Origin of the sequence: Nostoc sp. WHI (assembly GCF_015714725.1) — a bacterium.
In the GTDB taxonomy this organism is placed as follows: domain Bacteria; phylum Cyanobacteriota; class Cyanobacteriia; order Cyanobacteriales; family Nostocaceae; genus Nostoc.
In genome coordinates this window covers 1-23,642 of sequence record NZ_WBKM01000031.1, presented here as the reverse complement: position 1 = coordinate 23,642, position 23,642 = coordinate 1, and the positions used below count along the sequence as shown (strand labels likewise).

The window sequence follows — 23,642 nt, the reverse complement described above, 5'->3', positions numbered from 1 at the left end:
GAATTATGAACGCTTACAAAAAATACATCACCATTACAGATCCAAAGCAAGTAATATTATGTGATTTACCTTTTCAAGCAGGACAGCGAGTAGAAATAATTATCTTAGCTGAGGAGAACCCCAGAGCAGACATTAGTAAAAAACTGAGAGATTTATTTGATAAAGCACAGTCGCTACCAGGAGTACAAGATATTACAGAAGCAGAAATAGCAGCAGAGATTGAAGCTTACCGACGCGGAGAATGAAAGTTGTTATTGACACGAATGTTTTAGTTTCTGCTGTCCTTAAGGGTAGAGTCCCAAGAGCAGTTATTCAGTTTATTTTTGATAATCCCGACTGGGAATGGATTGTTTCATTTGAAATTGTAGCGGAATATAAAGAGGTATTAAGTCGCCCGAAGTTTAAACTGACAGATGAAGTGAGAGCGTCATGGTTTGAAATTATTGATACATTTGCGACGCTAATTGATGTCAATGTGTCAATTGATTTTCCAAGAGACAGAAAAGATGCAAAGTTTTTAGCTTGTGCAGTAGCAGCCGAAGCAGATTTTTTGATTACGGGTGATTCGGATTTTAATCAGGCGCAAACTTTGCTAAATACAACGATTATTTCTGTGTCTTTATTTAACAAGTTAGTTTGCGATTGAATGAGACTCGCTCTCCAAGTCGGGAATTGGTAGTTAATCGACATTGAGCCGGAAAGGACTATTAACCAGGAACAAGCCGACATATTAGCGATCACTGCGTGTTAGACTGTCCACTGGATAGACTGGACACGTCCACTGGACACTATTATGACAGTAGAAATCGATCCGTTTCCCGTTGCTGCACTCCTTGATAGGTACAATCTTGGGAAGCAAGCGGTTTACAACCGAATAGACGCGCTCGACATTAAGACATTCAAGCAGGGGAATAAGTCTTACATCACTGCGTCGGATGTGGAATTGCTCGATCAGCTGCATGACCATATCAGCGCTGGGGGGAAAATGGATGATTTCAAATCCCCTAAAACTGAATTAGTGAACAGTCCACTGGACAGACTAGACACATCCAGTAGACTAGTGGACAGACTGGACACGACCACTGGACAACCAGACTTGGCACTTGGGGAGGTGGTTCAGTTGGTGGAAGCGATCGCCCGTCACCTCCGCCCCGCCGAGCCACTACAGCACCTCAAGGCATTGGAAGAAGCTGCTGCGGCTGGCTGGCTGTTATCGTCTTCTGAAGTGGAGGGGCTGATTAGGTGTAAGCCCAGAGTGAAGAGTGGAGAGAGTCAGTTTACTCGTGGGTCGTTCAGTTTTGTCAGGTCTGGCAAGATTGGGAATCAGTCAGGCTGGAAGGTAGTAAGAGTCAATTAGGTGTTCAGCCGGGATACCCGCAAGTGCGATTCGTTCTGCTGTATAATTAGAAAGTATAGTCGTATTAGAGGTAAACCAATATTATGGCTTTTTTTCAAAGTATTGCCGTCAGGCTTGGTACTCAAAAGTTTCTTGAGTGGGTTGGGATTGATCCTGCAACAGCAGGTTGGGTCGGATCTGGTACGAGTCTATTGACCGCAATTCTCACGGCTGATCCCCACGGTCATTTCATGAGTGAGCTGATGGCTCGAGATATGCTGCATCCCACTGTCGCTCATGGAGCTAGCCAGCTAGCCAGTCACACCGTCGCTCATGGAACCAGTCAGCTTGCCAGTCACACCGTCGCTCATGGAACCAGTCAGCTTGCCAGTCACACTGTTACCCACGGGTGGCGTTGCTGATTGCAGTATGAATTAAGGAGAAACAGGAATAGAACGGTACTTTAAATAATGTTGTCTTTCTAAAGCTGTAATTGCTTTCTTAATCCGCTCAAATCGAGGGATTTTATCTTGTTCAGTATCCTTGGCTCTTGGTCTTGGCATACACAGGCACAATAATCTACAGCGGTTCTCAGTTGGGTGCAATATAGTAACAGCAGTGGGTGAACCATCCAATAATGTCTTTTTTAGTTACTGCATTGAGGGCATTTGTAATGGCCTCGTCTAACTCAAGATATGTTCTAGCAGCTTGCGATGCCTGCGGCGGGCTACGCCTACGCAAAAACTCTTTCACCTTCGACCAACAGTTTTCAATCGGAGAAAAATCAGGAGAATAAGGAGATAAGTATACCAGCCTTGCTCCAACAGCTTCAATGGCTTTTTTTATACCTGTAACCTTGTGAAAACTGAAGTTGTCCATGACTACACAAGCTCCTGGCCAAAGACTTGGAACCAAAACTTGAGTGACATAGGTTTGAAAAGCCGATGCATTGGTACCACCAGTAAAAGTTATAGCACGCGTGCGAGTAGCATTGGAACAAAAATGTACGCTAACGACTGATTCCTGTGATAACGATAAAATTTTTACCTTCTTCAATGCCTCTTTCTGACCGATAATTCAGGCTTTGAGCGTATTTTTCCTGTGATAAGAATCTTTATCACAGGAATAGACAGGTTTTAGTGCAACGACTCAAACTCAGTGACAGCAGGCATCTTGGGCTTAACGTACATTCCTGTTCCAATGCTACTCACGGGCGGTAATCTATTGGATGCTGGCGCAGATATCGTCACGATAGCGAAACTTGCAGGTCATGCGTCATCAAGTACTACAAGTAAGTATGATCGGCGGGGGGAAGCAGCGAAGAAACGGGCGATTGATTTGCTGAATGTGCCTTACAGTAGGCGGGACAAGCGTAATTAACTGGAATTACGCTCTCATGACTCATGCCTTATAAACATTGAAACTGCCTTTGTTTTTTAGCCGTGCTGGAGGACTAATTGATACTGGACAATACCTGATCTCCAAGCTGACTTTTCACGGGATGTGGAAAGTCAGTATAATTATAAGGCACGATAAAATAATTTTAAAGAACAAAATATGCAAATGCAATCTTTATTAGAAATAGCACCTCTAATAGGTTCTACGTGCCTTGGAATTGTTGTTGGTTGGCTTGTTAGATATTTTATCAGGCGATTTAAAAGCCATACTCCACAAGTATTAGGAAGTATTATTGGGATTGTTTTAGGCGGAGCTATAATTAAGTTCTTTGGAGCAGATCAGACTGCAATTTGGTTTTATCCTATAGGGTTATTGCTTGGGTTTATAATGTACAGCATCCAAGCTCGTTTATCCGGAGGAGATGGTGATGGGGTTCAATATGCAAGAAAGCCTGACTCCGACGAAGAATGAAACGAAAAAACTTTATTAACCTTGGTATTAAGTGGAAACAAATAAAAATAGTTAATACTGAAAATAAGATTTTTGTACACTTGCTAAGTGCTATTTAATCACGTAACTTTTTTAGCCAATTTACAAATCGTGTCCTAGTCTGTTTTATTGTAAGAAATATTTTTTTTAAACGAGTCGGTGTAACTTCGTAAATTCCTACTTGATTATATGCTTTATCAATAGCTTTAATTTTCTCTTTTATTTGTTCTTTAGTAAGACTTTTGTCTTGATAAAATTGAGTGTATGCGGATTGCTTTACTGCTACATAACAATCGTTAAATAAAGGAGTTTCAGCAAGTTGGTTTAAAGACTGATAAAATATTTGAACAATAGTTTGAACATCAAAAACATACTGTCCACTTGAATTTTTTGAAGTAATTAGGTTATATGCTGCCTTGCTAAGAATTCCACAATTATCATGAACCCCAAGATAATCATTATCTTGGATTGCTTTTTCACCAGGTAAATAGTATCTGTAATCATTCATATGTTTAAGTTGACCATATTTAGAAGGATTACTTATATCTCGTATTGGTTTACCTTCTTTTCCAATCCCCTTGCCTATTTCCCAGTCCCATTGCCCAATATCTGATTGAGCATAATTAGAAAACAGAATCGCAAATATGTCGGCGTATGATTCGTCAACCGCTCCTGATTCTCCTTTGTATTCAATTCCACGTTTTGTTGAAGAATTTACAGTGGTAATATAATTTAATCCGTGAAAAAATTCATGTGCAACAATATTTCTTATGCTAGCATAAGAGAGAAGTTGTTGGTTAACCGTAACTTGACCAAAAATAGCTTGCCCCTGCATAGGACTATTGTCTGTTAGAGGCTTTACCCATAAAGCATTGTCACTTTGCCAGTTGATGCTGGCAACATGATCACCTAGACCTGTATCACGAGATATATTTTGAATAAATTCAGCTACTTCAGTAACATAGCTACGAGCTTGCACACATTGTTGCTGGCATTGAGATGAATTCTTAATTGGATAAGATACAGGTTTTCCTGGAAGATATTGCTTAGAATGCTCTGTATCTTTTATATCTATCGTATTACCTGCTAAAGTGAAAATTATTACTAATTGTTGATCATCAACCCTGATTTCTTCTTGAGTATCATAGGGGCAGTTAAAATTATCCTTATATGGACAGTTAAAATCCTTTTTACTGTCAATGCTACAATCAATTTGCATAATACTGTTTTTATTTAAATTTTATTTAGTCTGTTATCCTTATGAATAGTTTTTATACAGGGAATATTATCAATGATACTTCCATTACTAGCGTCAATAATGTAATCCATAACCTCAGATAAAAACCCATTTTCATCATTTTTGTTTAATTCATTATTTTTATACTTAATGTCAGTGATATAAACAAGTCGCCAAGTCTTTTTCATCTTGTCGTAGTAATAATAAAGGTGAAGGTTTAAATCTATCTTTTCTAAATCTTGACGAGTTTCTTTTTTTATCTGACTTTTGATATTTTCAACATGAATATTTCCGGCTTTCTGTGGATTTTCAAGAACTTTTGGGTCTGCTATGGCAGTCAAGGAATTAATTGCAAGAAGTTTATTGCTTTCATTCATTTCTAAAGTAATTCGAGATCCGTATACAGGAATACCTTTGTACTTTTGACATATTTTGATTTTGTACGTTTTTGTTAAACTAAAAGACTCTTTGCTTATAATTTCAAGCTCACACTCATCATCAGTTAATGATGAATTAAACTTCCTGAATCCAGGACTTGCAGAAGCAAATTCAACACTTGGCTTAGAACGACTCTTTATCAGTTTTAATACTTCTCTAAATAATGTATTAATAGAAAATTTTTTATTTAAATTTATTGCATTTTGCTCTTTCAATACAATTATTAGTTTGTCTTGCACTTCTTTATATTTTGAATTAATGTCAAAATCATTGGTTTCTTCTTTCTTAGATGTTCCTTCCATTTCAGCAAGGTTAGCTATTGCCGCAGAAAGCTCTCGAATTTCTGATTTTTCAAATAAAGAACTTTGCTCTGCAAGATGGGCAAAAAACCCTATTAAACCATTGTTATTCATACGAAAACCACCTTTAATAGGAAGAAACAACATCTAAGCAAAGATTTCAATTTAGCGTAACAACAGGAATTCTAATATAAATTCTAAATCTTTTAAATTCATACAATTAAACTATTAACTTTATTTTAAGAATTAACTGAAACGTAAAAACATGGAAACACTTCCCTTAAAAAAAGGGTAAAACACTTGCAACCCAGTAACAAAACAGCTTCCGCATATTCAAATATGCTTAAAGCTTGCATCGCTCCTTAGTAATACAAGTTCGGTGTTCATCTTTCCGGAACCTTTATTGGTGGACGTTTGTAACCTAATATTTACATAAACACATATAAAGAGCAAGTATACCATACTTTATTCTTTTTAGGAGGGCAGCAATTCTCCTTGTGAGAAGAGAGATTTTCCCAAACGCCATTTTAATCCGAGCCTTACAAGGCATCGAGCCGAGATGGCTGCAAAAACGGAAATAGCGACTGAAAAGCCTTGCCATATCTAGGTTTCAAAGATTTGAGTAGTTAGATAAATTGCAGCTTCAAATGGTTGGGGAATATTTGGCATCAAGGGTACATAATTGCTGTAACGCTTGAAATATCTGGTGTTTAAGGACTGTTAGCTTAAGTGCGTTCGCGGCTGTTGTGGGCATATTTGCGTTCTTAATTTTGACTTTTACCAACTTTCGATGATTGAATTCTTTCTGCCGCCACATTCTCCACAAATGAATCGGATTGAGGATGAATGGTTACAGCTCAAGCGTGACCAGCTATCAAGCCAAGTATTTGAGGATGAGTATGAAGTGGCAATGGCTGTCATTTCTGGTATTGAAGCTAGAGGTGAAAAGGGTGGCTACGAAGTTGAACGTTTTATGTTTAATTAGATCCCTCTACTTATCTGTTGTGAAACCCCAAAATATTTGGGTGATATTTCTCTAATCAAACCTTAATCATTCATCTAGACCACTATTACCACAAAGTCGCAATGAGCCTGCAATATTTACAAAGACAATCCTTTACTCTTTGTTTCACGAACTGGCTGTGGTTGTTGAAGTGCTTGTGTTGACTGGAGGTATTCCGATAATACCCCCTTTGCTTTGTGCCAATGGTCAATATCTTCTCTTAAAATTTCTCCTACATGAATTGGTGAATACTCTAACTGACCTTCAGAGATTTTATTCACTGTTACACAAAAGATTTCACCTCTTGTATCATGCGTGTACACTAATTCTCTACCAAATTTTGTGAGAGTAGATTGTTTAAATCTCAGACTATCTTCACCATTATCTTTAAGTATATGATTGATTATTCCTACAGCAACAGGTACAGCTAAAGTTAATAATTCCTGCTTTAATTGCTGTTGTACCGGGGGTGATAATTGGGATTTATGTTGTTGTAGTCCCAAGTTAGATTCAGCAATTAATACCAATGCTCTTGCTTCTTCTTGACTCCATAAGGCAGGGCTGGCTTTTAAAATTTCTTCAACATCATGGGCTGGTTTCCCAGATTTGAGAGCTTTGACTGCAACTGATTTATCTCGGTCTGTGACTAATTCACGTTCGTCACCAGTACTATAGTGCCTGTATAACTCTAATGCTTGTTCAGAAGTTAATGAGGATTTCATTTCAGACATAGCCTCAGATTTATTAGCGGTTATTTGGAGATTATCTGTAGCTTTAGTAGAAAATGTGTAGCTGATTGTCTGCTGATTACTTGGCAGAATTTGAGCAGTTTCTAACATTTCACTCAGACGTTTAATTTCAGCATCGTCCCGCTTTGGCTCATAATTTACGCCTAATTCTGTCTGAAGCTTTTTAAATGAACACTTATATTTATTGAGATTACCTCCCTGTTTCCAGAGCAAGTGGGGGGTACCATCTTCATTAATTGAGCCGACATCAATGCCAAACTTGATGCCCCTTACCCCACCATGACCGTAATAACTTACGATAGCTTTGACTTGATGCTCTCTCCATAACTGCTCAATTAGCTGGGGTATTGTAGGTTTATCTACTGCCACTTTCTCAATCGCTCGGCGCATTATCTCTTCGCCTGGAAGTCCATCGCGTTCGACTCGTTCCAGTTGATTCCGAGTCATAGCCTTTTGCTTACTTTCCCAACTACTTGGGATTTGGGTTAGCTGAAATTCTCGCTCTAGTAGTCGGGCAGAGTGTTCAGAGTGGGCGTAATTATTCCAAGTGCGGATAGACTTACCATCTAGATTATTGACTCTGGATGCAACGATGTGGGTGTGGTCGTGTTCTTTGTCTGAGTGCCGCGCTATAAAGAAGTCATAAGCGGGTAGTTCTGATTCTATAAATTCATCAACTAGCTGTTTTAGTTTGCTGTCTGATATCCTTTTATCAGGTTGTTTGACTTGGGATTCATCACCTTGAAGCCGCGACAGCACAATGACATTCGCAAAGTGCCGTTGGGATAGATTAGCTAATTCGTCATCATTGAGAGTCCTGTCAGTCTGAGGTACACTAAGCATTAGGTGATAACATGGGTCTTTTAGTTGGGGGTTAAGATGGGCTGATAGGCTAAACTGCTCTACCAGTTCATTGGTACTTTTCCCGTACATATTTCCACCAATAATCTTAGCTTTCTCTTTCTCTATTACATATTTAGTAGTGCCACGAAATGATTTGTTAGCCTTGACTTTGGTAATCATTGCCCTGCCCTTCTACCGATGCTTGAGTGAGTGATTGGCGAGTCTGCTCTAAAAGGGCTGTCAGTTCTTCAAGAGTTTTCAGATATGATTTCACCTCCACCGTCAACGGTTGACTACCAATTTTCACAGCTTCGTTAATAGCTCTGGTCTGCTGATTCAGGTTGTTCCCAATCTTCTTTAACTCATAGATAGCCTGTCGGTTGATTTCGGGAATGACTAATTTAGGATGTGGCAAAGGGTAGTCAAATAATCTCGCTCTTATATAGTCACTTTGTACCACTCCACTGCATCGCTGCTCAAGCCTCGCTTTTTCAGCATAGCTAGCCCTAAATGTGATGGTTACTTCTCGCTTTTCATCTGGTGCTACTGACCGATTGGTTAATGTGTCAGCTAGTTGATTACTGAGGTCGGTACGGGGGTCTGGCTGCATAACTAATTAGGCGTTTAGCTATTTTTTTCTTTATTTTTCACCGGGTTATTCGCTGTAGCTGCTACGGCGCGGAGCGCCGAGCAGGTAGGCGGATAACCCGGAACTCTCTTTACTTATTCACCCCTTGAAAAGAACGGTTTTTCGGGGGTTTGGGGGACACCCCCAACAAGCAAACACGACGCTTTTCCGTAGGAAAAGTAGCGCCCTTGGCGCGTTACGGCGTATTGCTTGCCTATGGCCCCACGACAGGACTGAGGTAACGAGAGCCAGGAGGCACAACGGGAGGCTGGGGGAGTACGAGACTTTGGCAACCCACGATTGACTCTGTGCAACAACAAGAGTGTAACCGAGGGCTGGGTCTGTTTAATAATGCTGCCAACAGCCTTTGATATCAGAGTGTTGATTTATGGGTAACTGCTTTTTTAGACTAGTCTACCTCACGAGGATACAAACCCTCTTTTATTGATATCCGTCACATCACGACAAAAAACTTAAACTTTTTCTGACCACGAATTTTTTACAATGGAATGATTTGTTACTACTGGTGGCTATGTCTCGCAAACCGAAAGCTGTTCCTTTATCAAAAATAGAAGATATTCAAACCAGTCTGAAACAGAAAGCGGCAACTCCTAAGACTATCAGCCTGTCTGATTTAGTCCTCAGTTTGGCTAAACCTATTCAAGATATGTTAGATGCTGGCTACTCTTATGACGATGTTTCTGATGTGTTTAAAGGTCATGGGGTAGAACTAGCGGCCAGTGGTCTGAAGATTTTTCATAAAAAAGCTTCAACAATAACGGAGAATAGTTCGAGTAATTTATCATCAGATAAAGCGGTTGAAGAATCAGTTAATTCTGACTCAGAGCCAGAATCAACTGATTCTTCAACCACAACTAACAATGATGTTCCAGCAGTAGAGGCAGATAGTTCACCACCTGATAGTAGTGAACTATCCTTACCTTCACCATCTCAAACTACGAAACGCAAAAAAACAACACCTACGACTTCTGCCCAATTCAACATCACTGATAGGAGTGAAATATGAAACGCATCGTGATGATACTGGGGGGCAAGGGTGGTACAGGTAAGACTGCCTTTACTCGCTTGCTACTGGATGTAATACACTCAAAAGGGATTAATTATCTAGCTTATGACGCAGATACAGAGAATCCAGAACTGTACGAGTACTATCAAAATTTTGGCTCAGGGGTAAGGCTGTTAAACTTCCTGGAGGTGGCAGAGGCGAAACGCTTCTTTACGGAAATCAAAGCGGAATCACCCGACTCAATAATAGTAGATATGCCGGGGGCATCAAGCAATAAAACCAGGGAGATTATCAGTAAGTTTGGGCTATTCAAGATTGCAGGCGATTTGGGTTATCGGGTAACGCTAGTGACTGTGCTTAACCTTGGTTACTCGGTCATCACTAGCTTAAAAACTATGGCTGAGTTCTGTGGCGATAAAGCTGATTATGTCGTAGTGAAAAATCTGTGCTGGGATAAAGGTTCAGGTTTTCAGCGTTGGGAGAATAGCAAAACCTCGGCAGCTATAGCGGAACTTAAAGGCATAGAAATAGAAATGCCAGAGCTAGACTACTCGACCTTTGACACGTTGACAGAAAAAGGTCTACCTTACTCGGCTGCGACTGAAGAGAATGGTTTTCCTTTTGGAGATTACCTGCTAGTGAGTGGATTTTTAGATCAGGCGAAACCAGAGCTAGAAAAAGCTGGAGCTTATCTAGGGTTACAACAACCAGAGGTTCTGGTTGCTGCTGAGTCGAACACCTCAACATCAAAACAGCCAAAAGTTACTGCGTCTACTTCTCGTCGGGGTCAAAAGAAAACTAATGAGCAACAATAATAATAGCAACGGCAATCACAGCAATCCTCATTCTGAAGCTGCCGATTCCGTAGAGAGCAGTGAACAGGGGGAAGTCAAGATAGCACTAGGCAGATTATATAGAGAGTTTGAAAATTTTAAGCAATCACAGAAAACTGAACGCGAACGCGATAGGGCGGAGTTACAAGCATGGGCGCAAACGAATTTAATTCAGAATCAACTCCTCAGCAAAGCGATGGTAACTATCGAGATGCTGACGGGGGAATTGAAGAATCAGAATCTCTCCTCGAACGAGTACGAGCAGAGCAACGAGAATTTGAGACAAGAATTAACTCCCTTGCTGACGCAGTTAAAGAATATGCCCAAGTCCTCATCGACATTAGAGAGCTTAGAGTTCAAAGGGCTAAAGACCGAAATATCACAGTTAAAGTCGAACTGGAACGACCTGTTGATTCACACGAAAAACTTGACTACGGTTATTCAGGAGTTGAAGAACAGCCCTCCCCCCAAACCCATCACCATAGAGAAAGAGGTTTATCGCTCTGAACCACTAAGTCAATATGGAATGATGGGGCTAATTACGACAATATTTGCTTTGTCAATGTTCTTCGGACTCAATCAATTTATTCCGGTAAAAATCTCGGATGATTTCAATACCTATCTCCGAGCTATCTGGCAGCGTACTGGTTATAGCAATGTCAAGCTACAACGGGTAGAAAAGCGTTTGGGGACTGACCGAAATCGAAGATGAAGGGCAATATATAGTGATTGGGGCAAACAGGGTTAACGTGATATTTGCCCCAATAATAGAAATAATTAAAGGTAAGAATCTACAAGTTTCCCCTGCGCTGACCACTTCTCATCAAGAAGACGACAAGCGACATAGACAACTTTTTGACTTCTTTGCGCTTGTGCCTTCCATTCATATTCCAGGAACGGACAGTATAATCACTTTGATAACCCAAGACAAGTGCAAGGTCGTCGTAACTTAACTGCCATTTTTTCTTAAACTCAATTGGGTGCATAAATTTAGATCCATTGCTAAGATTTTTGGCTTTTGATGTCTTGATGTCTTTGAACTAAGTGCTTTCTTAACGGCTTTTTGAGATTGCAGTAAGATTAAAAAGCAGTAAACCCTAACTTCTCGCTACCCTTCAATTGCTTGGATTCTATAAGTTGTGCAATCGCACACCTTAAATAGCGAACACTCTTTTTTTCTTCGCCCCACTTTCGGCTATTTCTAATCGCAGCAAAGCTGACTGGTGTTGCAACGGCTGAAGTAACAATGTTTAAAATTTGCTCGAAATCAGCAAGAGAAATACTCAATTCTTCTAGCTCTGCAATTTCAACGTCTTGGGTAGGCTTTGAGAAAATAGACTCAAGCTGATTAACTGCGTCAGATGGTGCGATTTTCTCCCCTCTGGGCATAACTGCTGGCTCGTGCTGCTGCACCAGTTCTGGGAAAAATTTGAGTAACGTTCTAGCTGGATCTGGTTGACCATTTCCTGGGTGTAACTCTATCTTTAGCCAGTCAGGAATCATGCCGAGAGTGCCACCGTTAACAGGTTCGGCAAAGTTATTTGGGTTGGCTTTGAAATATTCGCCGCTAGCAACATTAATCTTTCGCAATCCACCAGCGCTGACAGACTGAGCTACACAGCCAATGAAATTAACTGATTGCTTAAAGGTGTCTGCCAGTCCTGCTGTGGCCTTGCCAACCACGCTTGTCAGGTTCGAGCCGTGTAACACAATGATTAATGTACCGCCAGACTTAGCGAAGCGAGAAAGTAAATATTGAATAGCCCAAGTGCGATCGCTCTCATCAAGTAGGGACAGCAAGCGCATCGCCTCATCAATGACTAACAGTAAGTTTTTATGGGAGTAAGGATCACTTGCATCTAAGCCTTTAAGAAATTTAAGCAAGTCACGGGCGACTAGCTTATCTGCCCCGTCTGCATCTTTTTCCGGGTATTTAAGAGCAGAAATCAGATTGCAACTAAAGGGGTAAACGTCCACCCCGGCTGTAAAGTATTGGGTGCTTAATCCTGCATCTAAACCCAAAGATAATGTTGCTAAGATTGCTGCTAAGGTTCCTTTGCCACCTCGCTGAGTGCCAGCGATCGCTATCACTTGAGAACTCATCATGTCTTCTATTTGGAAACCACTTTTCCTTAAAGCCGCGATGAGTGCGTTTGCTCTATTCGGCAAAGTCAGATTAGTTATAGTCTCTGGTACAAGCCCATTAGCTGATGGCTGTAACTCCTCCGGTCTAGAATGTTCTGCACCTTGGGGACTGTGGCGAATATTTACCTGTGGTGATTGAAACTGTTTAATATCTACGGTTGGTGGTAACTGGGTTTGAGCCTGTGCGATAGCACTTACCTCTGACCGATTCAGCCGGCTGTCAATCGTCACATCCTGTAAATGGAGAGCCATACTTTGATAAGTCGGTAGCTGACGACCCTTGAGCTTGCCAAACCAGCCAAACATCCAGCGATAAGCATAAAAACGTTTTCCTGGCTCAACTTGCGTTAAATATTGCCCAATATTTTCAAATTCAGCTAGAAGAAAGGCGTACTCTTCTGCTGATTGTCGTTCTAGGAATTTAACGGTATTAGCAAGATGATCCGCTTGATAATTGCTCCTAGTATCATAGTCACCAGCACGAGCAACCGCGTCTATAAAGTTGCCACGTACAAATGGTATTGGTGCAATTTCTTTAGTGCGGTTCGAGTGTTCGACAACAAACCATAACCACGCAGCACCGCCAATTAAACCACCAACTATAGCCAGTGGGTTGACCGCATAACAAACTGCTCCTATCCCCCCAGCCATCAAGCCAAGTACACGGGTCATGTCTGCTTCGTTCTCAGATTGCCGCGCCATTTCAAATAATTGGTCTTTGCGCTCTTGCAACCATTCAGAAACATTTCCTGCCTCCAAATGCGAGAGACTGGGATATTGCGATCGCAAATGTTCAGTTTCTTTAGTTGTGATTTTGGGGATATTATTTTCCACAAGTTGAATCCCTTATTGAGTTAAGAAGCCGCCAAAGTTCGCGCTCAATTTAGCGGCTATTGATTATCAGTCTTTAGTCAATCGCCAGATGGCAAACCCAATTTCACCTGCCATCATTGTGCCGATGTTAAACAAGATGCAGCCCAAAATCATGAATGGGGCTGTAAATTCAAATGGGTTACGAGCTGCAAAGGTGGTGACAATATCGAATGCCCAAACCGCAATTACAACTAACCCCGCGCTAGAGCGATCGCGTGTCCCTGCGGTCTTATAATCCTTCCAAAGCTCACCAACAAGGTCAATCTTGCCACTAGGCTTTGTTTCAAGCTCATAAACCATGTGGTCTTGAAGTTCCCGTCGTGCTGAATCTGGGTTTTTACCGCGTAGGGCATGGGCTTCGATTACCTGAACACCTACAGAAACCATAAATGCCAAGTAAAACAAAGGGTTGAACGCTGCAAACGGCACATTTAGCCAATTCCAAGTCGGCTCAAACCAAGGAACAACAGGTGGGCCAGTAAAGATTAATTGCCAAGTTGAATCAGCACTGATTATGGAACCACCGATAAATAAAATTCCTCCAACTAAGGCACGACCCGCACCCCCATTAGCAACAAACTGATTGACTATAGCGGCGGCGGCTCTAATGGGTAAGCCAACAATCATCACAACAGCTTTGGCACAAAAATCGATGATTTCACCAAGCGATCGCTTCTTACCCTTGGGCTTACCATCGTTGTTGCCAGTACTGTTACTTTCTGCACTTGATGCACCTAACGCCATTATTTTCTCCTCACTGGTTTGATATTTTGAACGCTTTTACAAATCTCTTTGGCTTTGTACTTCCACTTCCAAATTCCTTCTTCAATTCGCCCAATACACCTACCCGTTGCGTCAAAAACATCAACAATCTCATCATCTTGATAAAGGGTTGTGTCTGGTCTGGGATTGCGTTTACTGCTGTCAAAGTAGTTGGTAATTCGGAGGAGGCGAGTTGTGGGCATGACTCCCGCCTCATATAGGGCATTGCTGGTCTTAGCCCGTTCTTCTATGCGCTGACGTTCTAACCCTTCTGTGGCTTTTAGGCGTTCTGTCTCTGCATAAGCCCCCAACTTGGGAATCAAGGGGATAATTACAGGTAAGAAGCAGACTAAAACACCAGCCAAGGCTAAATACAATTGCTTCTTGTACATCTCACTGCACCATTGCGCTAATCAGTGCAAACTTCTCCCATTGCTTTAACTCATGCAGTCGTTTCAATGCTGACTCCGCTTCGTTGCTAGGAGGGTTAGAAGAATCACACTCTAACCATGCTTGATGAGCGATTTTTGCAATTAACCAGAGTGTGTCTGATTCGCTCATCTTCTCTAGTCCTTCGCCCCATGTCTCACACATATCTTTGATGAGTGCATTGTCGTGAGAGAGGGAGTAATATCCTACAGGGTGCGCCATTTTGGTATCCTTAATTTGTGTTTTTTCTGTTACACGGTTTTTTTCGGTTGTAATCAACTGGCGTTTCGTGTTTCACGTTTCACGTTTCACACTGTGGTCATGCCGTTTCCGGGTTGTTGTGAGGCTGAAACATTGATGCAACCGTTGAAACAGTTTCATGAAACGTTTTGTGAAACACTAAATAAGCACAACACTGATCGCACCTGCACCCTCCACGGCTGCGGCGATAGTGAACATATTGTTACGGCTTATTACTTAAAAGCTCCCCATTGGGGCAAATTTCTTAGCTTGTGGTGATGGCTGAGGTTTGATAGATGGTGGCTGAAGAGGGTTTTGTGTGGGCGTTTGAGCTACTAAAGATGACTGTATAGGTAGTTGGTGTGAGTGCTTTAAGCAGTTAACTAGACAATCACCGTAATTTACTAGCAGCAGGGTAAACAGTTGAGAGAGGTTATCAATTCCAGTCGCTTCTAAGATTTCTTCGGCTTTGGGCTTGTACTTGGGATTAAGAACAATTCTTGTTTGCGTCATTGGCATTACTCCTGATAAGCCATTGCAATAATGTTGAATAACTGCGGCGATGGGGCAATCTTAAAGCGATCTCCAGAAGAGGCACAGATAGGGGCGGCGATATCTGCACTTCCACCTACAATCAAGACTTCTCCCAACTCTGGTAGGTGTTGCGCCCACTTCGAGCGAATTTCTCTCCGGGCTGACTCTACCCACTGGTCACAGGCTTTTTCAAAGATGGAGGAGAAATCAAGTTTGTCTGTCCCGTAGAGGCAATCACCACGAGCGATCGCGTCCATGATGCCCTGTAAACTAGGGCTGTAATCGAGAGAATAGACTTCTTTCATCTCTACCGCTACTTGCTGGGCGAGTGCCTTGGTTCCGGGTAGAATCACCTCCGCATCATGGATCATGGTTCCGTTCGGCGTGTAAATTCGGGCTATAGCTGTGCCTCCCCCTAAATCCCAAATCGCGTTCTTCGCTTCGGGGAAGCTGAAAAATCCTTGATTTAAGGCGTAGTGGAATGCTGGCTCAGTCTCATCAACTGGGACAACTTCACCCACGGTATAGGTGATGTATTCGCCATTGCGTTTAAATTCTTTGGTCAGTGGGTGGTTAGCAATTCTCTTCACTGCGGCTACGTCGTCATCATTGAGGGTATTGGGCAGTGCCACAATCATCTGCTGGATGTGTACGGCTGTTTGTCCGGGATTGGGCTGGATTGCCGCTAGTGCCAGGATGGATGCCAATTGGCATTTATCTGTTTGAAAGGTAGGCTCACCACCTAGTTCTTGAGCTAATCGCCCAATTACAAAGCGTTTACCCTCAATTTCAATCAATACTGACTGGTCATCGGGCTTGAGCCGCTTCCACTGGTATTCACTGACTTCTTTCACGACACTGAGCAGACATTGCACTTGATTTTTGGGGTCAATCCATTTCACAAAACGGTTGCCGCCGTCGAAAACTACTCGCGGTCTTATCTGTCCGTGCTGTGGACTTACAAACCCGTTACTCGGCGGATACGATGAGCCGTAAACTGGCTGGGTATATGCGTAATTCATGGTTCAAATAAAGAGTTTAATTCTTTGATTGATAAGCGTTTGCGGTCATTTTTAAGCGGCTATTTTGTCCTACAAACCATTTATCCTTGGTGTGGCATTTCACGCGCTATATCGTCCGTTTTGCGCTCATAGTGTTATGATAGTTGACAAGTGCTGCCACTGTCAACTCAAAGCTACAAAATCTTATATTTAAGCTGCACGTTTTATGCTTGAATCATGGTGTAGACAAGTGTTGATAATGGCAACTAGGCGACCGCGAGTTATGTTCACTTGCTCTGAAGATATAAAAGAGACTTTGGAGCTTTGGTCAGAAGAGGAGGGAAGAACGGTTAGTAATTTAGTTGAGCGAATTATTGCAGAAGCGATCGCCGCCAGAGCTAAAAAGTTAAAATCTTCCAAGTCAAAAGTGCAAGATGAGGAGTAAGCCTATGTATGTCAATTAGCTAGTATTTATGCCTGCGGTTAACCAGGAGGGACATAAAGTAAAGCGTACAAAAAGTCATTCTTTTTCGCCCACAAGCTAGAAAATCATGTTCTTATAGATAAAGCCTTACAAAGGCGCAAAAAAAAGGGTAGTCCCAACTTACTTTGGGGCACGCCACTCTCTTACTATCTAGAGCAAGCTATACCAAGACGATTATCAGTCGTCACCAAAGCGGTTAGTCCTACCGCAACATCAAATGTTAGATTTTTTGTATAGCTCTAGCGTAACAGTGCTGTGCCTTAAAGGGGAAGGGATTACTCAATCTTTATCGAAGTAATCACCAAATTCAGGAGCCACTAATGAATACGCTAGAAATGCAAAGTGCGCCCGGACTGTTAGATCATGGCGCAACGCCGAATATTTCTGAGCCGATTAAAATAGCACAGTCAGCCACAGGGGAGCAAGATTTAGCAGCATGGAATATCAAAACTGCCAGCAGCACCCCAAAAAAGGGACAGCAGAACCGATTTGAGAGTTATGAAGATTTCCAAGCCTATATTCGTAAGTCCTTCATTGAAGGAAGTGGCATTCACCCGGAAATTTTCGATGCCTGTGTAGAGTTTCACCAAGACATTGAATGTGGGGCGGGGGGCGATGTAGAAACACCCATACATGACGCATTGGGATGGGAATACAAGCGATTCAGACATCAAGCTAATGAGCCATTGTACGCGGCATTTCTTCTGAATGAAGACAAGAGCGTATGGCAAGTAGTCGTCAGCATTTGGGACATTGAAAAGCAGCGCCCATACAAATACTTTGCTCCAAAAGGAGACGGCAATCGTGCATTCCTGCCCCCAATCCCAATATCCGTACGCCAACTCATCGCCCAGAAATCTGGCTTGGATGTGCCGATGTTCGGTAATTTCTGGCAATGGGTGAAAGAGTCAGTGAATGAGGTGGGAGCTACGGAAGGAGGTAAAAAGACCCTTAGCGCCCTATCGATAGGACACATCATGATTGGGCTATATGGCTGTGAATGTGGCGCACCGGGAAGACCGCCCACTCTGATCCCGGACTTAGCGGGCTTTGTCGGCCCTGGTTCAACATTGGTCGTAGCCTTTGATCAAGATGAAAAACCAACAGCCGTCAAAGCAGTCACCAGGGGGATAAGAAAGCTAAAACTTGTACTTCAAAACCTGGGTGCGTACCTTGCTATTGTTGAATGGAGTCCCAAAGATGGCAAAGGATTGGACGATTTGATCGTGAACAAGGGAGAAGAAGCTTTTGACGATGCCTACAATAAGGCAATCGCTTACATGGAGTCACAATTTGCTGTTTCAAAGGACTCCTTAACCGACACTAGACCGACTGCGGACATAATCAGCCGGGAGATAGCCGAAGAGTTCCGAGAGCGCCTAGCTTACAACAATGAAGCTAGGCAGTGGATGCACTACGAGATCAAGTTCCCTGGGGTATGGTCAGGGGAAACCGAAGAAGCCATAGAGATGATTGTTTATCAAATCATCACTGCCAGGGGCATCCAGGGCTATAGCACCCACAGCTACATTACTAATATTGTCAAGTTCCTGCGATCGCAACTTTTTGTCCGCGAATGGAACGAGCGCTCACCCAAGGAACTGATGCCCTTTTTCAATGGAGTCCTTGAGATTGCCACTGGGAAATTTTTACCCCATTCTCCAGGTTATCGGTTGACTTGGCAGCTGCCACGCTCACACGACCCCAAAGCTACTGATTGGTCACACATCGACGCTTTCCTCACACACTTGGCTTCGGGGAACGAACAGCTCAAAGATTTGCTGATTTGCTACTGTAATGCCGTGTTAAAGGGACGTTCCGATTTACAGAAATTTCTTCACCTGATTGGGCTGGGTGGGACAGGCAAAGGTACTTTCAGCCGACTGCTAGTTAACTTGATTGGTTCAGAAAACGTCCACAGCACCACGCTCGAAGATTGGTGCAGTAATCGGTTCGAGGGGGCGAATGCTCACAAGAAGCGGCTGGTACTCTTCGCTGACGAAGACAGACAAACCGGGAAGTTGGGTAAATTCCTCTCTCTGACTGGAGAAGACCCGATTCGGGCGGAGGAGAAGGGAAGAAAGGCTTTCCATTACCAATATGACGGCATGGTGCTGGTCTTATCAAATCTGCCAATTTTTATGGGTGATTCTGCTTCTCGGGTGAAGCGGCGGGTAATTTCATTTCCCTGCAACAATGCCGTAGACCCAATTAAACGCCGGAATCTAGATATTGAATTTGAGCCAGAACTAGCAGCGTTTACCAATTACGTTCTGAGTCTATCAGACGACCATGTGACCGCAGTAATTAAGGGCCTGCAAGAAATCCCAGAATGCACACTGGAATTTTGGGAGAACCGCACCCGTGTTGACGCGATCGCAGCGTGGTTGAATCAGTACGTCATTCTCGACCCAATGGTAAAAACTCCTATTGGCAGCGATCGCTTTGAAGGCGAGGATGGCTCAACCGTTACCACCTTGTTTGGTTCTTACAACCGCTATTGCCATAAGGCTGGCAGCAAACCCAAAAATCATAACAACTTTTCGCCCGACCTGCTGGAAATGTGCCGCAGCGTTTTGGGCTGGGCAGTGGAGAAAGAATCTACCAAAACGGGTAAATTTATCCGGGGACTGAGGCTGAGGGTGGCTGGAGTTGATGATCTCATTCCCACCCATGATTACACCCTCGCTCAAAATATTTTCAAAGGTGACGGCACTGGTGACGGCTCAGGTGACGGCTCAGAACCCCCACTAGGTAAGGGATTAGAGGTAGGTGACGGCACTTTCCTAAATCCGCCAGAAAAAAAAGCGGAATTAGTTTTAGAGCCGGAGACTCCAAATGAAAATTATTTAAGAGGAGAAAAACTATCTCCACCACAGCCCGTTGAAAATGATTCGGCAATAAATAAAAGTGGATTGGGGTTTGAGCCGTCACCCAAGGTCAATGCCAGTTCTCATAATGGTTTTGAGCCGTCACCAGTGCCGTCACCAGTGCCGTCACCCAAAGTCACCACTCGCCAACCCGTTAAAGGAGATCGTGTGAGGCTTATTTCAAGCGGTGAAGTTTATCTGATCTCTTGGGTTTCCTGTGGCAGTGATAAAGTGCTTTTGGTTTCTGCCCTCACCGGAGAGCCGCTCACCAAGGCATCTAAGTTGCGTCCTGGCGCTGCGGCTGGTGGATTAAATCTTATTGATGTTAGTGAACTGGAGTTTTTGGATACTTAGGGCAACTAATAACAGGATCTCCGCACCAACTATCCCAACGTCGGCGATCGCTTTTAAGAGTTAGTTATGCTCTCATGGCAGAATCAGGATTGCTCCCGTTAAAACTGATAAGCAATTTTGATTGATTAGAGTGCGATCGCAACTTCCCTCGTAGTCATGCAAATGTACTACCAAATCCGATTGTAAAAATGTCACGGTCTAGCTGACCGATAGCTGTATTGTGCGTGTGTCAAGTATCAAGTGGAGACAGATGAGAAGAGTTTGCAATAGTTGGTAATGAGTGGGGTTTGGCGACGAGAGATTAAGGTTTTCGGGGTTTAGGCGAACAAAGTAGTATTAGGCGAACAAAGTAGTATTAGTGCGCGTAAAATATTCCCTATGAAAATCAATCGCTTCGGCAAGGCCGAAATCCTAAACCCTCAAGAGATAACCTTACTCTTTAGCGAGGGACTTGTTAAGCCCCGCGATCGCGCTTTGTTTGGGGTCTGCCTGTATGCCGCTGCCCGAATCAATGAAAGCTGCACTTTGCAGAAGGGGGATGTCATTGGCACAAGGGGCATTAGACCCAAGCTGATTATCAGAGCCTACAACACCAAGGGGGGGCAGGATACCAGAGAAATTCAAGTACATCCCAAACTGAAGGAATTTTTAGAAGAATATAGTATTGAGCTATCCGGCAGAAATCCGCATTTGTTCCCTGGTCGTCACGGGCTGGGGCATATCCATAAGGCCAGTGCTGACCGAATATTACGTGAGGCACTGCGGCGGGTCGATTTGGACGAAAAGGGAATGTCTTCCCACAGCTTTCGGCGGACGGCGTTAACGTGGATGAGTGATTCAGGAGTACCCCTGCGCCACATTCAATCTATCAGTGGTCATCGCTCTCTTGCAGCCCTGGAGCGATATTTGGGTGTGACTGAGCAGCAGAAAGAAAATGCCATCTCCACTTTGGTTTTTTAAGGAAGTATTGAATTATGAACGCTTACAAAAAATACATCACCATTACAGATCCAAAGCAAGTAATATTATGTGATTTACCTTTTCAAGCAGGACAGCGAGTAGAAATAATTATCTTAGCTGAGGAGAACCCCAGAGCAGACATTAGTAAAAAACTGAGAGATTTATTTGATAAAGCACAGTCGCTACCAGGAGTACAAGATATTACAGAAGCAGAAATAGCAGCAGAGATTGAAGCTTACCGACGCGGAGAATGAAAGTTGTTATTGACACGAATGTTTTAGTTTCTGCTGTCCTTAAGGGTAGAGTCCCAAGAGCAGTTATTCAGTTTATTTTTGATAATCCCGACTGGGAATGGATTGTTTCATTTGAAATTGTAGCGGAATATAAAGAGGTATTAAGTCGCCCGAAGTTTAAACTGACAGATGAAGTGAGAGCGTCATGGTTTGAAATTATTGATACATTTGCGACGCTAATTGATGTCAATGTGTCAATTGATTTTCCAAGAGACAGAAAAGATGCAAAGTTTTTAGCTTGTGCAGTAGCAGCCGAAGCAGATTTTTTGATTACGGGTGATTCGGATTTTAATCAGGCGCAAACTTTGCTAAATACAACGATTATTTCTGTGTCTTTATTTAACAAGTTAGTTTGCGATTGAATGAGACTCGCTCTCCAAGTCGGGAATTGGTAGTTAATCGACATTGAGCCGGAAAGGACTATTAACCAGGAACAAGCCGACATATTAGCGATCACTGCGTGTTAGACTGTCCACTGGATAGACTGGACACGTCCACTGGACACTATTATGACAGTAGAAATCGATCCGTTTCCCGTTGCTGCACTCCTTGATAGGTACAATCTTGGGAAGCAAGCGGTTTACAACCGAATAGACGCGCTCGACATTAAGACATTCAAGCAGGGGAATAAGTCTTACATCACTGCGTCGGATGTGGAATTGCTCGATCAGCTGCATGACCATATCAGCGCTGGGGGGAAAATGGATGATTTCAAATCCCCTAAAACTGAATTAGTGAACAGTCCACTGGACAGACTAGACACATCCAGTAGACTAGTGGACAGACTGGACACGACCACTGGACAACCAGACTTGGCACTTGGGGAGGTGGTTCAGTTGGTGGAAGCGATCGCCCGTCACCTCCGCCCCGCCGAGCCACTACAGCACCTCAAGGCATTGGAAGAAGCTGCTGCGGCTGGCTGGCTGTTATCGTCTTCTGAAGTGGAGGGGCTGATTAGGTGTAAGCCCAGAGTGAAGAGTGGAGAGAGTCAGTTTACTCGTGGGTCGTTCAGTTTTGTCAGGTCTGGCAAGATTGGGAATCAGTCAGGCTGGAAGGTAGTAAGAGTCAATTAGGTGTTCAGCCGGGATACCCGCAAGTGCGATTCGTTCTGCTGTATAATTAGAAAGTATAGTCGTATTAGAGGTAAACCAATATTATGGCTTTTTTTCAAAGTATTGCCGTCAGGCTTGGTACTCAAAAGTTTCTTGAGTGGGTTGGGATTGATCCTGCAACAGCAGGTTGGGTCGGATCTGGTACGAGTCTATTGACCGCAATTCTCACGGCTGATCCCCACGGTCATTTCATGAGTGAGCTGATGGCTCGAGATATGCTGCATCCCACTGTCGCTCATGGAGCTAGCCAGCTAGCCAGTCACACCGTCGCTCATGGAACCAGTCAGCTTGCCAGTCACACCGTCGCTCATGGAACCAGTCAGCTTGCCAGTCACACTGTTACCCACGGGTGGCGTTGCTGATTGCAGTATGAATTAAGGAGAAACAGGAATAGAACGGTACTTTAAATAATGTTGTCTTTCTAAAGCTGTAATTGCTTTCTTAATCCGCTCAAATCGAGGGATTTTATCTTGTTCAGTATCCTTGGCTCTTGGTCTTGGCATACACAGGCACAATAATCTACAGCGGTTCTCAGTTGGGTGCAATATAGTAACAGCAGTGGGTGAACCATCCAATAATGTCTTTTTTAGTTACTGCATTGAGGGCATTTGTAATGGCCTCGTCTAACTCAAGATATGTTCTAGCAGCTTGCGATGCCTGCGGCGGGCTACGCCTACGCAAAAACTCTTTCACCTTCGACCAACAGTTTTCAATCGGAGAAAAATCAGGAGAATAAGGAGATAAGTATACCAGCCTTGCTCCAACAGCTTCAATGGCTTTTTTTATACCTGTAACCTTGTGAAAACTGAAGTTGTCCATGACTACACAAGCTCCTGGCCAAAGACTTGGAACCAAAACTTGAGTGACATAGGTTTGAAAAGCCGATGCATTGGTACCACCAGTAAAAGTTATAGCACGCGTGCGAGTAGCATTGGAACAAAAATGTACGCTAACGACTGATTCCTGTGATAACGATAAAATTTTTACCTTCTTCAATGCCTCTTTCTGACCGATAATTCAGGCTTTGAGCGTATTTTTCCTGTGATAAGAATCTTTATCACAGGAATAGACAGGTTTTAGTGCAACGACTCAAACTCAGTGACAGCAGGCATCTTGGGCTTAACGTACATTCCTGTTCCAATGCTACTCACGGGCGGTAATCTATTGGATGCTGGCGCAGATATCGTCACGATAGCGAAACTTGCAGGTCATGCGTCATCAAGTACTACAAGTAAGTATGATCGGCGGGGGGAAGCAGCGAAGAAACGGGCGATTGATTTGCTGAATGTGCCTTACAGTAGGCGG

At 43.1% G+C, this 23,642-nt stretch carries 33 protein-coding genes and 1 pseudogene; 18 read left to right on the top strand and 16 right to left on the bottom strand.

Going from position 1 to position 23,642, the window contains the following annotated elements:
- The 4 genes from F8S12_RS03165 to F8S12_RS03150 form a co-directional block, all read left to right on the top strand.
- The coding region (locus F8S12_RS03165) for a hypothetical protein (protein WP_230967753.1) at nt 1-245 on the top strand (245 nt) is incomplete at its 5' end.
- The gene (locus tag F8S12_RS03160) at nt 242-646 is read left to right on the top strand and encodes a putative toxin-antitoxin system toxin component, PIN family (RefSeq protein ID WP_196514746.1); all 405 of its coding nucleotides are present in this window, start codon (nt 242-244) and stop codon (nt 644-646) included. The genes F8S12_RS03165 and F8S12_RS03160, both read left to right, overlap by 4 nt.
- 147 nt (nt 647-793) lie before the next feature.
- The gene (locus F8S12_RS03155; RefSeq protein ID WP_196514745.1) at nt 794-1,357 is read left to right on the top strand and encodes a hypothetical protein; all 564 of its coding nucleotides are present in this window, start codon (nt 794-796) and stop codon (nt 1,355-1,357) included.
- An 83-nt stretch (nt 1,358-1,440) separates the two neighbouring features.
- The gene (locus tag F8S12_RS03150) at nt 1,441-1,758 is read left to right on the top strand and encodes a hypothetical protein (protein ID WP_196514744.1); all 318 of its coding nucleotides are present in this window, start codon (nt 1,441-1,443) and stop codon (nt 1,756-1,758) included.
- 12 nt (nt 1,759-1,770) lie between these two features.
- Here the strand turns inward: F8S12_RS03150 and F8S12_RS41495 are convergent, their stop codons facing one another.
- On the bottom strand, nt 1,771-1,899 hold the full coding sequence (locus tag F8S12_RS41495; protein WP_269144762.1) for a hypothetical protein: 129 nt from the start codon (nt 1,897-1,899) through the stop codon (nt 1,771-1,773).
- 28 nt (nt 1,900-1,927) lie between these two features.
- Nucleotides 1,928-2,392 (bottom strand): transposase, encoded by a 465-nt coding sequence (locus tag F8S12_RS03145; RefSeq protein WP_196514743.1) that lies wholly within the window; start codon nt 2,390-2,392, stop codon nt 1,928-1,930.
- 102 nt (nt 2,393-2,494) lie between these two features.
- Here F8S12_RS03145 and F8S12_RS03140 point away from each other — a divergent pair, with 102 nt between their 5' ends.
- Entirely contained in the window at nt 2,495-2,716 is a 222-nt protein-coding gene (locus tag F8S12_RS03140) for a hypothetical protein (RefSeq protein WP_230967752.1), read from the top strand.
- A gap of 177 nt (nt 2,717-2,893) precedes the next feature.
- On the top strand, nt 2,894-3,205 hold the full coding sequence (locus F8S12_RS03135; RefSeq protein WP_196514764.1) for a hypothetical protein: 312 nt from the start codon (nt 2,894-2,896) through the stop codon (nt 3,203-3,205).
- Between the two features lie 94 nt (nt 3,206-3,299).
- Here F8S12_RS03135 and F8S12_RS03130 read toward each other — a convergent pair whose 3' ends face one another.
- The gene (locus F8S12_RS03130; RefSeq protein ID WP_196514763.1) at nt 3,300-4,442 is read right to left on the bottom strand and encodes a M4 family metallopeptidase; all 1,143 of its coding nucleotides are present in this window, start codon (nt 4,440-4,442) and stop codon (nt 3,300-3,302) included.
- A 14-nt stretch (nt 4,443-4,456) separates the two neighbouring features.
- Nucleotides 4,457-5,311, bottom strand: coding sequence for a hypothetical protein (locus F8S12_RS03125; protein WP_196514762.1), 855 nt, complete (start codon nt 5,309-5,311; stop codon nt 4,457-4,459).
- A gap of 676 nt (nt 5,312-5,987) precedes the next feature.
- Between F8S12_RS03125 and F8S12_RS03120 the strand changes: the two genes are divergently transcribed.
- Nucleotides 5,988-6,182, top strand: a complete 195-nt coding sequence (locus tag F8S12_RS03120; RefSeq protein WP_196514761.1) for a transposase — start codon at nt 5,988-5,990, stop codon at nt 6,180-6,182.
- Nucleotides 6,183-6,298: 116 nt separating this feature from the next.
- Here the strand turns inward: F8S12_RS03120 and F8S12_RS03115 are convergent, their stop codons facing one another.
- Both F8S12_RS03115 and F8S12_RS03110 read right to left on the bottom strand, forming a co-directional pair.
- Nucleotides 6,299-7,972 (bottom strand): relaxase/mobilization nuclease domain-containing protein, encoded by a 1,674-nt coding sequence (locus tag F8S12_RS03115; protein WP_196514760.1) that lies wholly within the window; start codon nt 7,970-7,972, stop codon nt 6,299-6,301.
- Nucleotides 7,950-8,402: a plasmid mobilization protein gene (locus F8S12_RS03110; protein ID WP_196514759.1), complete on the bottom strand. Its 453-nt coding sequence runs from the start codon at nt 8,400-8,402 to the stop codon at nt 7,950-7,952. Before F8S12_RS03110 ends, F8S12_RS03115 begins: the two co-directional genes overlap by 23 nt.
- A 550-nt stretch (nt 8,403-8,952) precedes the next feature.
- Between F8S12_RS03110 and F8S12_RS03105 the strand changes: the two genes are divergently transcribed.
- The 3 genes from F8S12_RS03105 to F8S12_RS03095 are packed head-to-tail and all read left to right on the top strand — an operon-like array spanning nt 8,953 to nt 10,992.
- The gene (locus F8S12_RS03105; RefSeq protein ID WP_196514758.1) at nt 8,953-9,447 is read left to right on the top strand and encodes a hypothetical protein; all 495 of its coding nucleotides are present in this window, start codon (nt 8,953-8,955) and stop codon (nt 9,445-9,447) included.
- On the top strand, nt 9,444-10,262 hold the full coding sequence (locus F8S12_RS03100) for a hypothetical protein (protein WP_196514757.1): 819 nt from the start codon (nt 9,444-9,446) through the stop codon (nt 10,260-10,262). Before F8S12_RS03105 ends, F8S12_RS03100 begins: the two co-directional genes overlap by 4 nt.
- On the top strand, nt 10,249-10,992 hold the full coding sequence (locus F8S12_RS03095) for a hypothetical protein (protein ID WP_196514756.1): 744 nt from the start codon (nt 10,249-10,251) through the stop codon (nt 10,990-10,992). Before F8S12_RS03100 ends, F8S12_RS03095 begins: the two co-directional genes overlap by 14 nt.
- Before the next feature lie 79 nt (nt 10,993-11,071).
- On the opposite strand, the gene F8S12_RS03090 is transcribed toward F8S12_RS03095, so the two are convergent.
- From F8S12_RS03090 to F8S12_RS03060, 7 genes are all read right to left on the bottom strand, one after another.
- Nucleotides 11,072-11,266 carry a hypothetical protein gene (locus F8S12_RS03090; protein WP_230967751.1) on the bottom strand — a complete coding sequence of 65 codons (195 nt, stop codon included), beginning with the start codon at nt 11,264-11,266 and terminating at the stop codon, nt 11,072-11,074.
- A 94-nt stretch (nt 11,267-11,360) separates the two neighbouring features.
- A complete protein-coding gene (locus F8S12_RS03085; RefSeq protein ID WP_196514755.1) occupies nt 11,361-13,259 on the bottom strand; it encodes a hypothetical protein in 1,899 nt (632 codons plus the stop codon).
- A gap of 66 nt (nt 13,260-13,325) precedes the next feature.
- Complete coding sequence (locus F8S12_RS03080; protein WP_196514754.1) at nt 13,326-14,042, bottom strand: hypothetical protein; 717 nt, start codon at nt 14,040-14,042, stop codon at nt 13,326-13,328.
- Nucleotides 14,042-14,452, bottom strand: a complete 411-nt coding sequence (locus F8S12_RS03075) for a hypothetical protein (RefSeq protein ID WP_196514753.1) — start codon at nt 14,450-14,452, stop codon at nt 14,042-14,044. The genes F8S12_RS03080 and F8S12_RS03075 overlap by 1 nt, the downstream gene beginning before the upstream one ends.
- Nucleotide 14,453: 1 nt before the next feature.
- On the bottom strand, nt 14,454-14,711 hold the full coding sequence (locus F8S12_RS03070; protein ID WP_196514752.1) for a hypothetical protein: 258 nt from the start codon (nt 14,709-14,711) through the stop codon (nt 14,454-14,456).
- A gap of 255 nt (nt 14,712-14,966) precedes the next feature.
- Nucleotides 14,967-15,242, bottom strand: coding sequence for a hypothetical protein (locus F8S12_RS03065; protein ID WP_228039136.1), 276 nt, complete (start codon nt 15,240-15,242; stop codon nt 14,967-14,969).
- A 5-nt stretch (nt 15,243-15,247) separates the two neighbouring features.
- Complete coding sequence (locus tag F8S12_RS03060) at nt 15,248-16,285, bottom strand: ParM/StbA family protein (protein ID WP_196514751.1); 1,038 nt, start codon at nt 16,283-16,285, stop codon at nt 15,248-15,250.
- Between the two features lie 262 nt (nt 16,286-16,547).
- Between F8S12_RS03060 and F8S12_RS03055 the strand changes: the two genes are divergently transcribed.
- Both F8S12_RS03055 and F8S12_RS03050 read left to right on the top strand, forming a co-directional pair.
- The gene (locus F8S12_RS03055) at nt 16,548-16,709 is read left to right on the top strand and encodes a ribbon-helix-helix domain-containing protein (protein WP_196514750.1); all 162 of its coding nucleotides are present in this window, start codon (nt 16,548-16,550) and stop codon (nt 16,707-16,709) included.
- A gap of 359 nt (nt 16,710-17,068) precedes the next feature.
- Entirely contained in the window at nt 17,069-19,972 is a 2,904-nt protein-coding gene (locus tag F8S12_RS03050) for a DUF3854 domain-containing protein (RefSeq protein ID WP_196514749.1), read from the top strand.
- Nucleotides 19,973-20,044: 72 nt separating this feature from the next.
- Here the strand turns inward: F8S12_RS03050 and F8S12_RS41490 are convergent, their stop codons facing one another.
- Nucleotides 20,045-20,167, bottom strand: coding sequence for a hypothetical protein (locus tag F8S12_RS41490; protein ID WP_269144763.1), 123 nt, complete (start codon nt 20,165-20,167; stop codon nt 20,045-20,047).
- 183 nt (nt 20,168-20,350) lie between these two features.
- Here F8S12_RS41490 and F8S12_RS03045 point away from each other — a divergent pair, with 183 nt between their 5' ends.
- The 5 genes from F8S12_RS03045 to F8S12_RS03025 all read left to right on the top strand — a co-directional run bounded on the left by F8S12_RS03045 (nt 20,351) and on the right by F8S12_RS03025 (nt 22,699).
- Nucleotides 20,351-20,932 (top strand): tyrosine-type recombinase/integrase, encoded by a 582-nt coding sequence (locus tag F8S12_RS03045; RefSeq protein WP_196514748.1) that lies wholly within the window; start codon nt 20,351-20,353, stop codon nt 20,930-20,932.
- A 14-nt stretch (nt 20,933-20,946) separates the two neighbouring features.
- Nucleotides 20,947-21,186 carry a hypothetical protein gene (locus F8S12_RS03040; protein WP_196514747.1) on the top strand — a complete coding sequence of 80 codons (240 nt, stop codon included), beginning with the start codon at nt 20,947-20,949 and terminating at the stop codon, nt 21,184-21,186.
- Complete coding sequence (locus F8S12_RS03035; RefSeq protein WP_196514746.1) at nt 21,183-21,587, top strand: putative toxin-antitoxin system toxin component, PIN family; 405 nt, start codon at nt 21,183-21,185, stop codon at nt 21,585-21,587. The genes F8S12_RS03040 and F8S12_RS03035 overlap by 4 nt, the downstream gene beginning before the upstream one ends.
- A 147-nt stretch (nt 21,588-21,734) precedes the next feature.
- Nucleotides 21,735-22,298 carry a hypothetical protein gene (locus tag F8S12_RS03030; protein ID WP_196514745.1) on the top strand — a complete coding sequence of 188 codons (564 nt, stop codon included), beginning with the start codon at nt 21,735-21,737 and terminating at the stop codon, nt 22,296-22,298.
- 83 nt (nt 22,299-22,381) lie between these two features.
- Nucleotides 22,382-22,699, top strand: coding sequence for a hypothetical protein (locus F8S12_RS03025; protein ID WP_196514744.1), 318 nt, complete (start codon nt 22,382-22,384; stop codon nt 22,697-22,699).
- 12 nt (nt 22,700-22,711) lie between these two features.
- Here the strand turns inward: F8S12_RS03025 and F8S12_RS41485 are convergent, their stop codons facing one another.
- Together F8S12_RS41485 and F8S12_RS03020 are read right to left on the bottom strand one after the other, a co-directional pair.
- Complete coding sequence (locus tag F8S12_RS41485) at nt 22,712-22,840, bottom strand: hypothetical protein (protein WP_269144762.1); 129 nt, start codon at nt 22,838-22,840, stop codon at nt 22,712-22,714.
- 28 nt (nt 22,841-22,868) lie between these two features.
- Nucleotides 22,869-23,333, bottom strand: a complete 465-nt coding sequence (locus F8S12_RS03020; RefSeq protein ID WP_196514743.1) for a transposase — start codon at nt 23,331-23,333, stop codon at nt 22,869-22,871.
- Between the two features lie 102 nt (nt 23,334-23,435).
- Here F8S12_RS03020 and F8S12_RS03015 point away from each other — a divergent pair.
- A pseudogene (locus tag F8S12_RS03015) lies at nt 23,436-23,642 on the top strand (hypothetical protein); the annotation flags it as partial.

What these genes read in the sequence shown, in the direction of transcription:
- F8S12_RS03060 (WP_196514751.1), bottom strand. Translation starts at nt 16,285, where the DNA reads ATGAATTACGCATATACCCAGCCAGTTTACGGCTCATCGTATCCGCCG.
- F8S12_RS03135 (WP_196514764.1), top strand. Translation starts at nt 2,894, where the DNA reads ATGCAAATGCAATCTTTATTAGAAATAGCACCTCTAATAGGTTCTACG.
- F8S12_RS03125 (WP_196514762.1), bottom strand. Translation starts at nt 5,311, where the DNA reads ATGAATAACAATGGTTTAATAGGGTTTTTTGCCCATCTTGCAGAGCAA.
- F8S12_RS03025 (WP_196514744.1), top strand. Translation starts at nt 22,382, where the DNA reads ATGGCTTTTTTTCAAAGTATTGCCGTCAGGCTTGGTACTCAAAAGTTT.
- F8S12_RS03160 (WP_196514746.1), top strand. Translation starts at nt 242, where the DNA reads ATGAAAGTTGTTATTGACACGAATGTTTTAGTTTCTGCTGTCCTTAAG.
- F8S12_RS03155 (WP_196514745.1), top strand. Translation starts at nt 794, where the DNA reads ATGACAGTAGAAATCGATCCGTTTCCCGTTGCTGCACTCCTTGATAGG.
- F8S12_RS03115 (WP_196514760.1), bottom strand. Translation starts at nt 7,972, where the DNA reads ATGATTACCAAAGTCAAGGCTAACAAATCATTTCGTGGCACTACTAAA.
- F8S12_RS03130 (WP_196514763.1), bottom strand. Translation starts at nt 4,442, where the DNA reads ATGCAAATTGATTGTAGCATTGACAGTAAAAAGGATTTTAACTGTCCA.
- F8S12_RS03050 (WP_196514749.1), top strand. Translation starts at nt 17,069, where the DNA reads ATGAATACGCTAGAAATGCAAAGTGCGCCCGGACTGTTAGATCATGGC.
- F8S12_RS03070 (WP_196514752.1), bottom strand. Translation starts at nt 14,711, where the DNA reads ATGGCGCACCCTGTAGGATATTACTCCCTCTCTCACGACAATGCACTC.
- F8S12_RS03100 (WP_196514757.1), top strand. Translation starts at nt 9,444, where the DNA reads ATGAAACGCATCGTGATGATACTGGGGGGCAAGGGTGGTACAGGTAAG.
- F8S12_RS03055 (WP_196514750.1), top strand. Translation starts at nt 16,548, where the DNA reads ATGTTCACTTGCTCTGAAGATATAAAAGAGACTTTGGAGCTTTGGTCA.
- F8S12_RS03075 (WP_196514753.1), bottom strand. Translation starts at nt 14,452, where the DNA reads ATGTACAAGAAGCAATTGTATTTAGCCTTGGCTGGTGTTTTAGTCTGC.
- F8S12_RS03045 (WP_196514748.1), top strand. Translation starts at nt 20,351, where the DNA reads ATGAAAATCAATCGCTTCGGCAAGGCCGAAATCCTAAACCCTCAAGAG.
- F8S12_RS03030 (WP_196514745.1), top strand. Translation starts at nt 21,735, where the DNA reads ATGACAGTAGAAATCGATCCGTTTCCCGTTGCTGCACTCCTTGATAGG.
- F8S12_RS03105 (WP_196514758.1), top strand. Translation starts at nt 8,953, where the DNA reads ATGTCTCGCAAACCGAAAGCTGTTCCTTTATCAAAAATAGAAGATATT.
- F8S12_RS03120 (WP_196514761.1), top strand. Translation starts at nt 5,988, where the DNA reads ATGATTGAATTCTTTCTGCCGCCACATTCTCCACAAATGAATCGGATT.
- F8S12_RS03065 (WP_228039136.1), bottom strand. Translation starts at nt 15,242, where the DNA reads ATGACGCAAACAAGAATTGTTCTTAATCCCAAGTACAAGCCCAAAGCC.
- F8S12_RS41495 (WP_269144762.1), bottom strand. Translation starts at nt 1,899, where the DNA reads ATGCCAAGACCAAGAGCCAAGGATACTGAACAAGATAAAATCCCTCGA.
- F8S12_RS03040 (WP_196514747.1), top strand. Translation starts at nt 20,947, where the DNA reads ATGAACGCTTACAAAAAATACATCACCATTACAGATCCAAAGCAAGTA.
- F8S12_RS03035 (WP_196514746.1), top strand. Translation starts at nt 21,183, where the DNA reads ATGAAAGTTGTTATTGACACGAATGTTTTAGTTTCTGCTGTCCTTAAG.
- F8S12_RS03090 (WP_230967751.1), bottom strand. Translation starts at nt 11,266, where the DNA reads ATGCACCCAATTGAGTTTAAGAAAAAATGGCAGTTAAGTTACGACGAC.
- F8S12_RS03095 (WP_196514756.1), top strand. Translation starts at nt 10,249, where the DNA reads ATGAGCAACAATAATAATAGCAACGGCAATCACAGCAATCCTCATTCT.
- F8S12_RS03150 (WP_196514744.1), top strand. Translation starts at nt 1,441, where the DNA reads ATGGCTTTTTTTCAAAGTATTGCCGTCAGGCTTGGTACTCAAAAGTTT.
- F8S12_RS41485 (WP_269144762.1), bottom strand. Translation starts at nt 22,840, where the DNA reads ATGCCAAGACCAAGAGCCAAGGATACTGAACAAGATAAAATCCCTCGA.
- F8S12_RS03080 (WP_196514754.1), bottom strand. Translation starts at nt 14,042, where the DNA reads ATGGCGTTAGGTGCATCAAGTGCAGAAAGTAACAGTACTGGCAACAAC.
- F8S12_RS03110 (WP_196514759.1), bottom strand. Translation starts at nt 8,402, where the DNA reads ATGCAGCCAGACCCCCGTACCGACCTCAGTAATCAACTAGCTGACACA.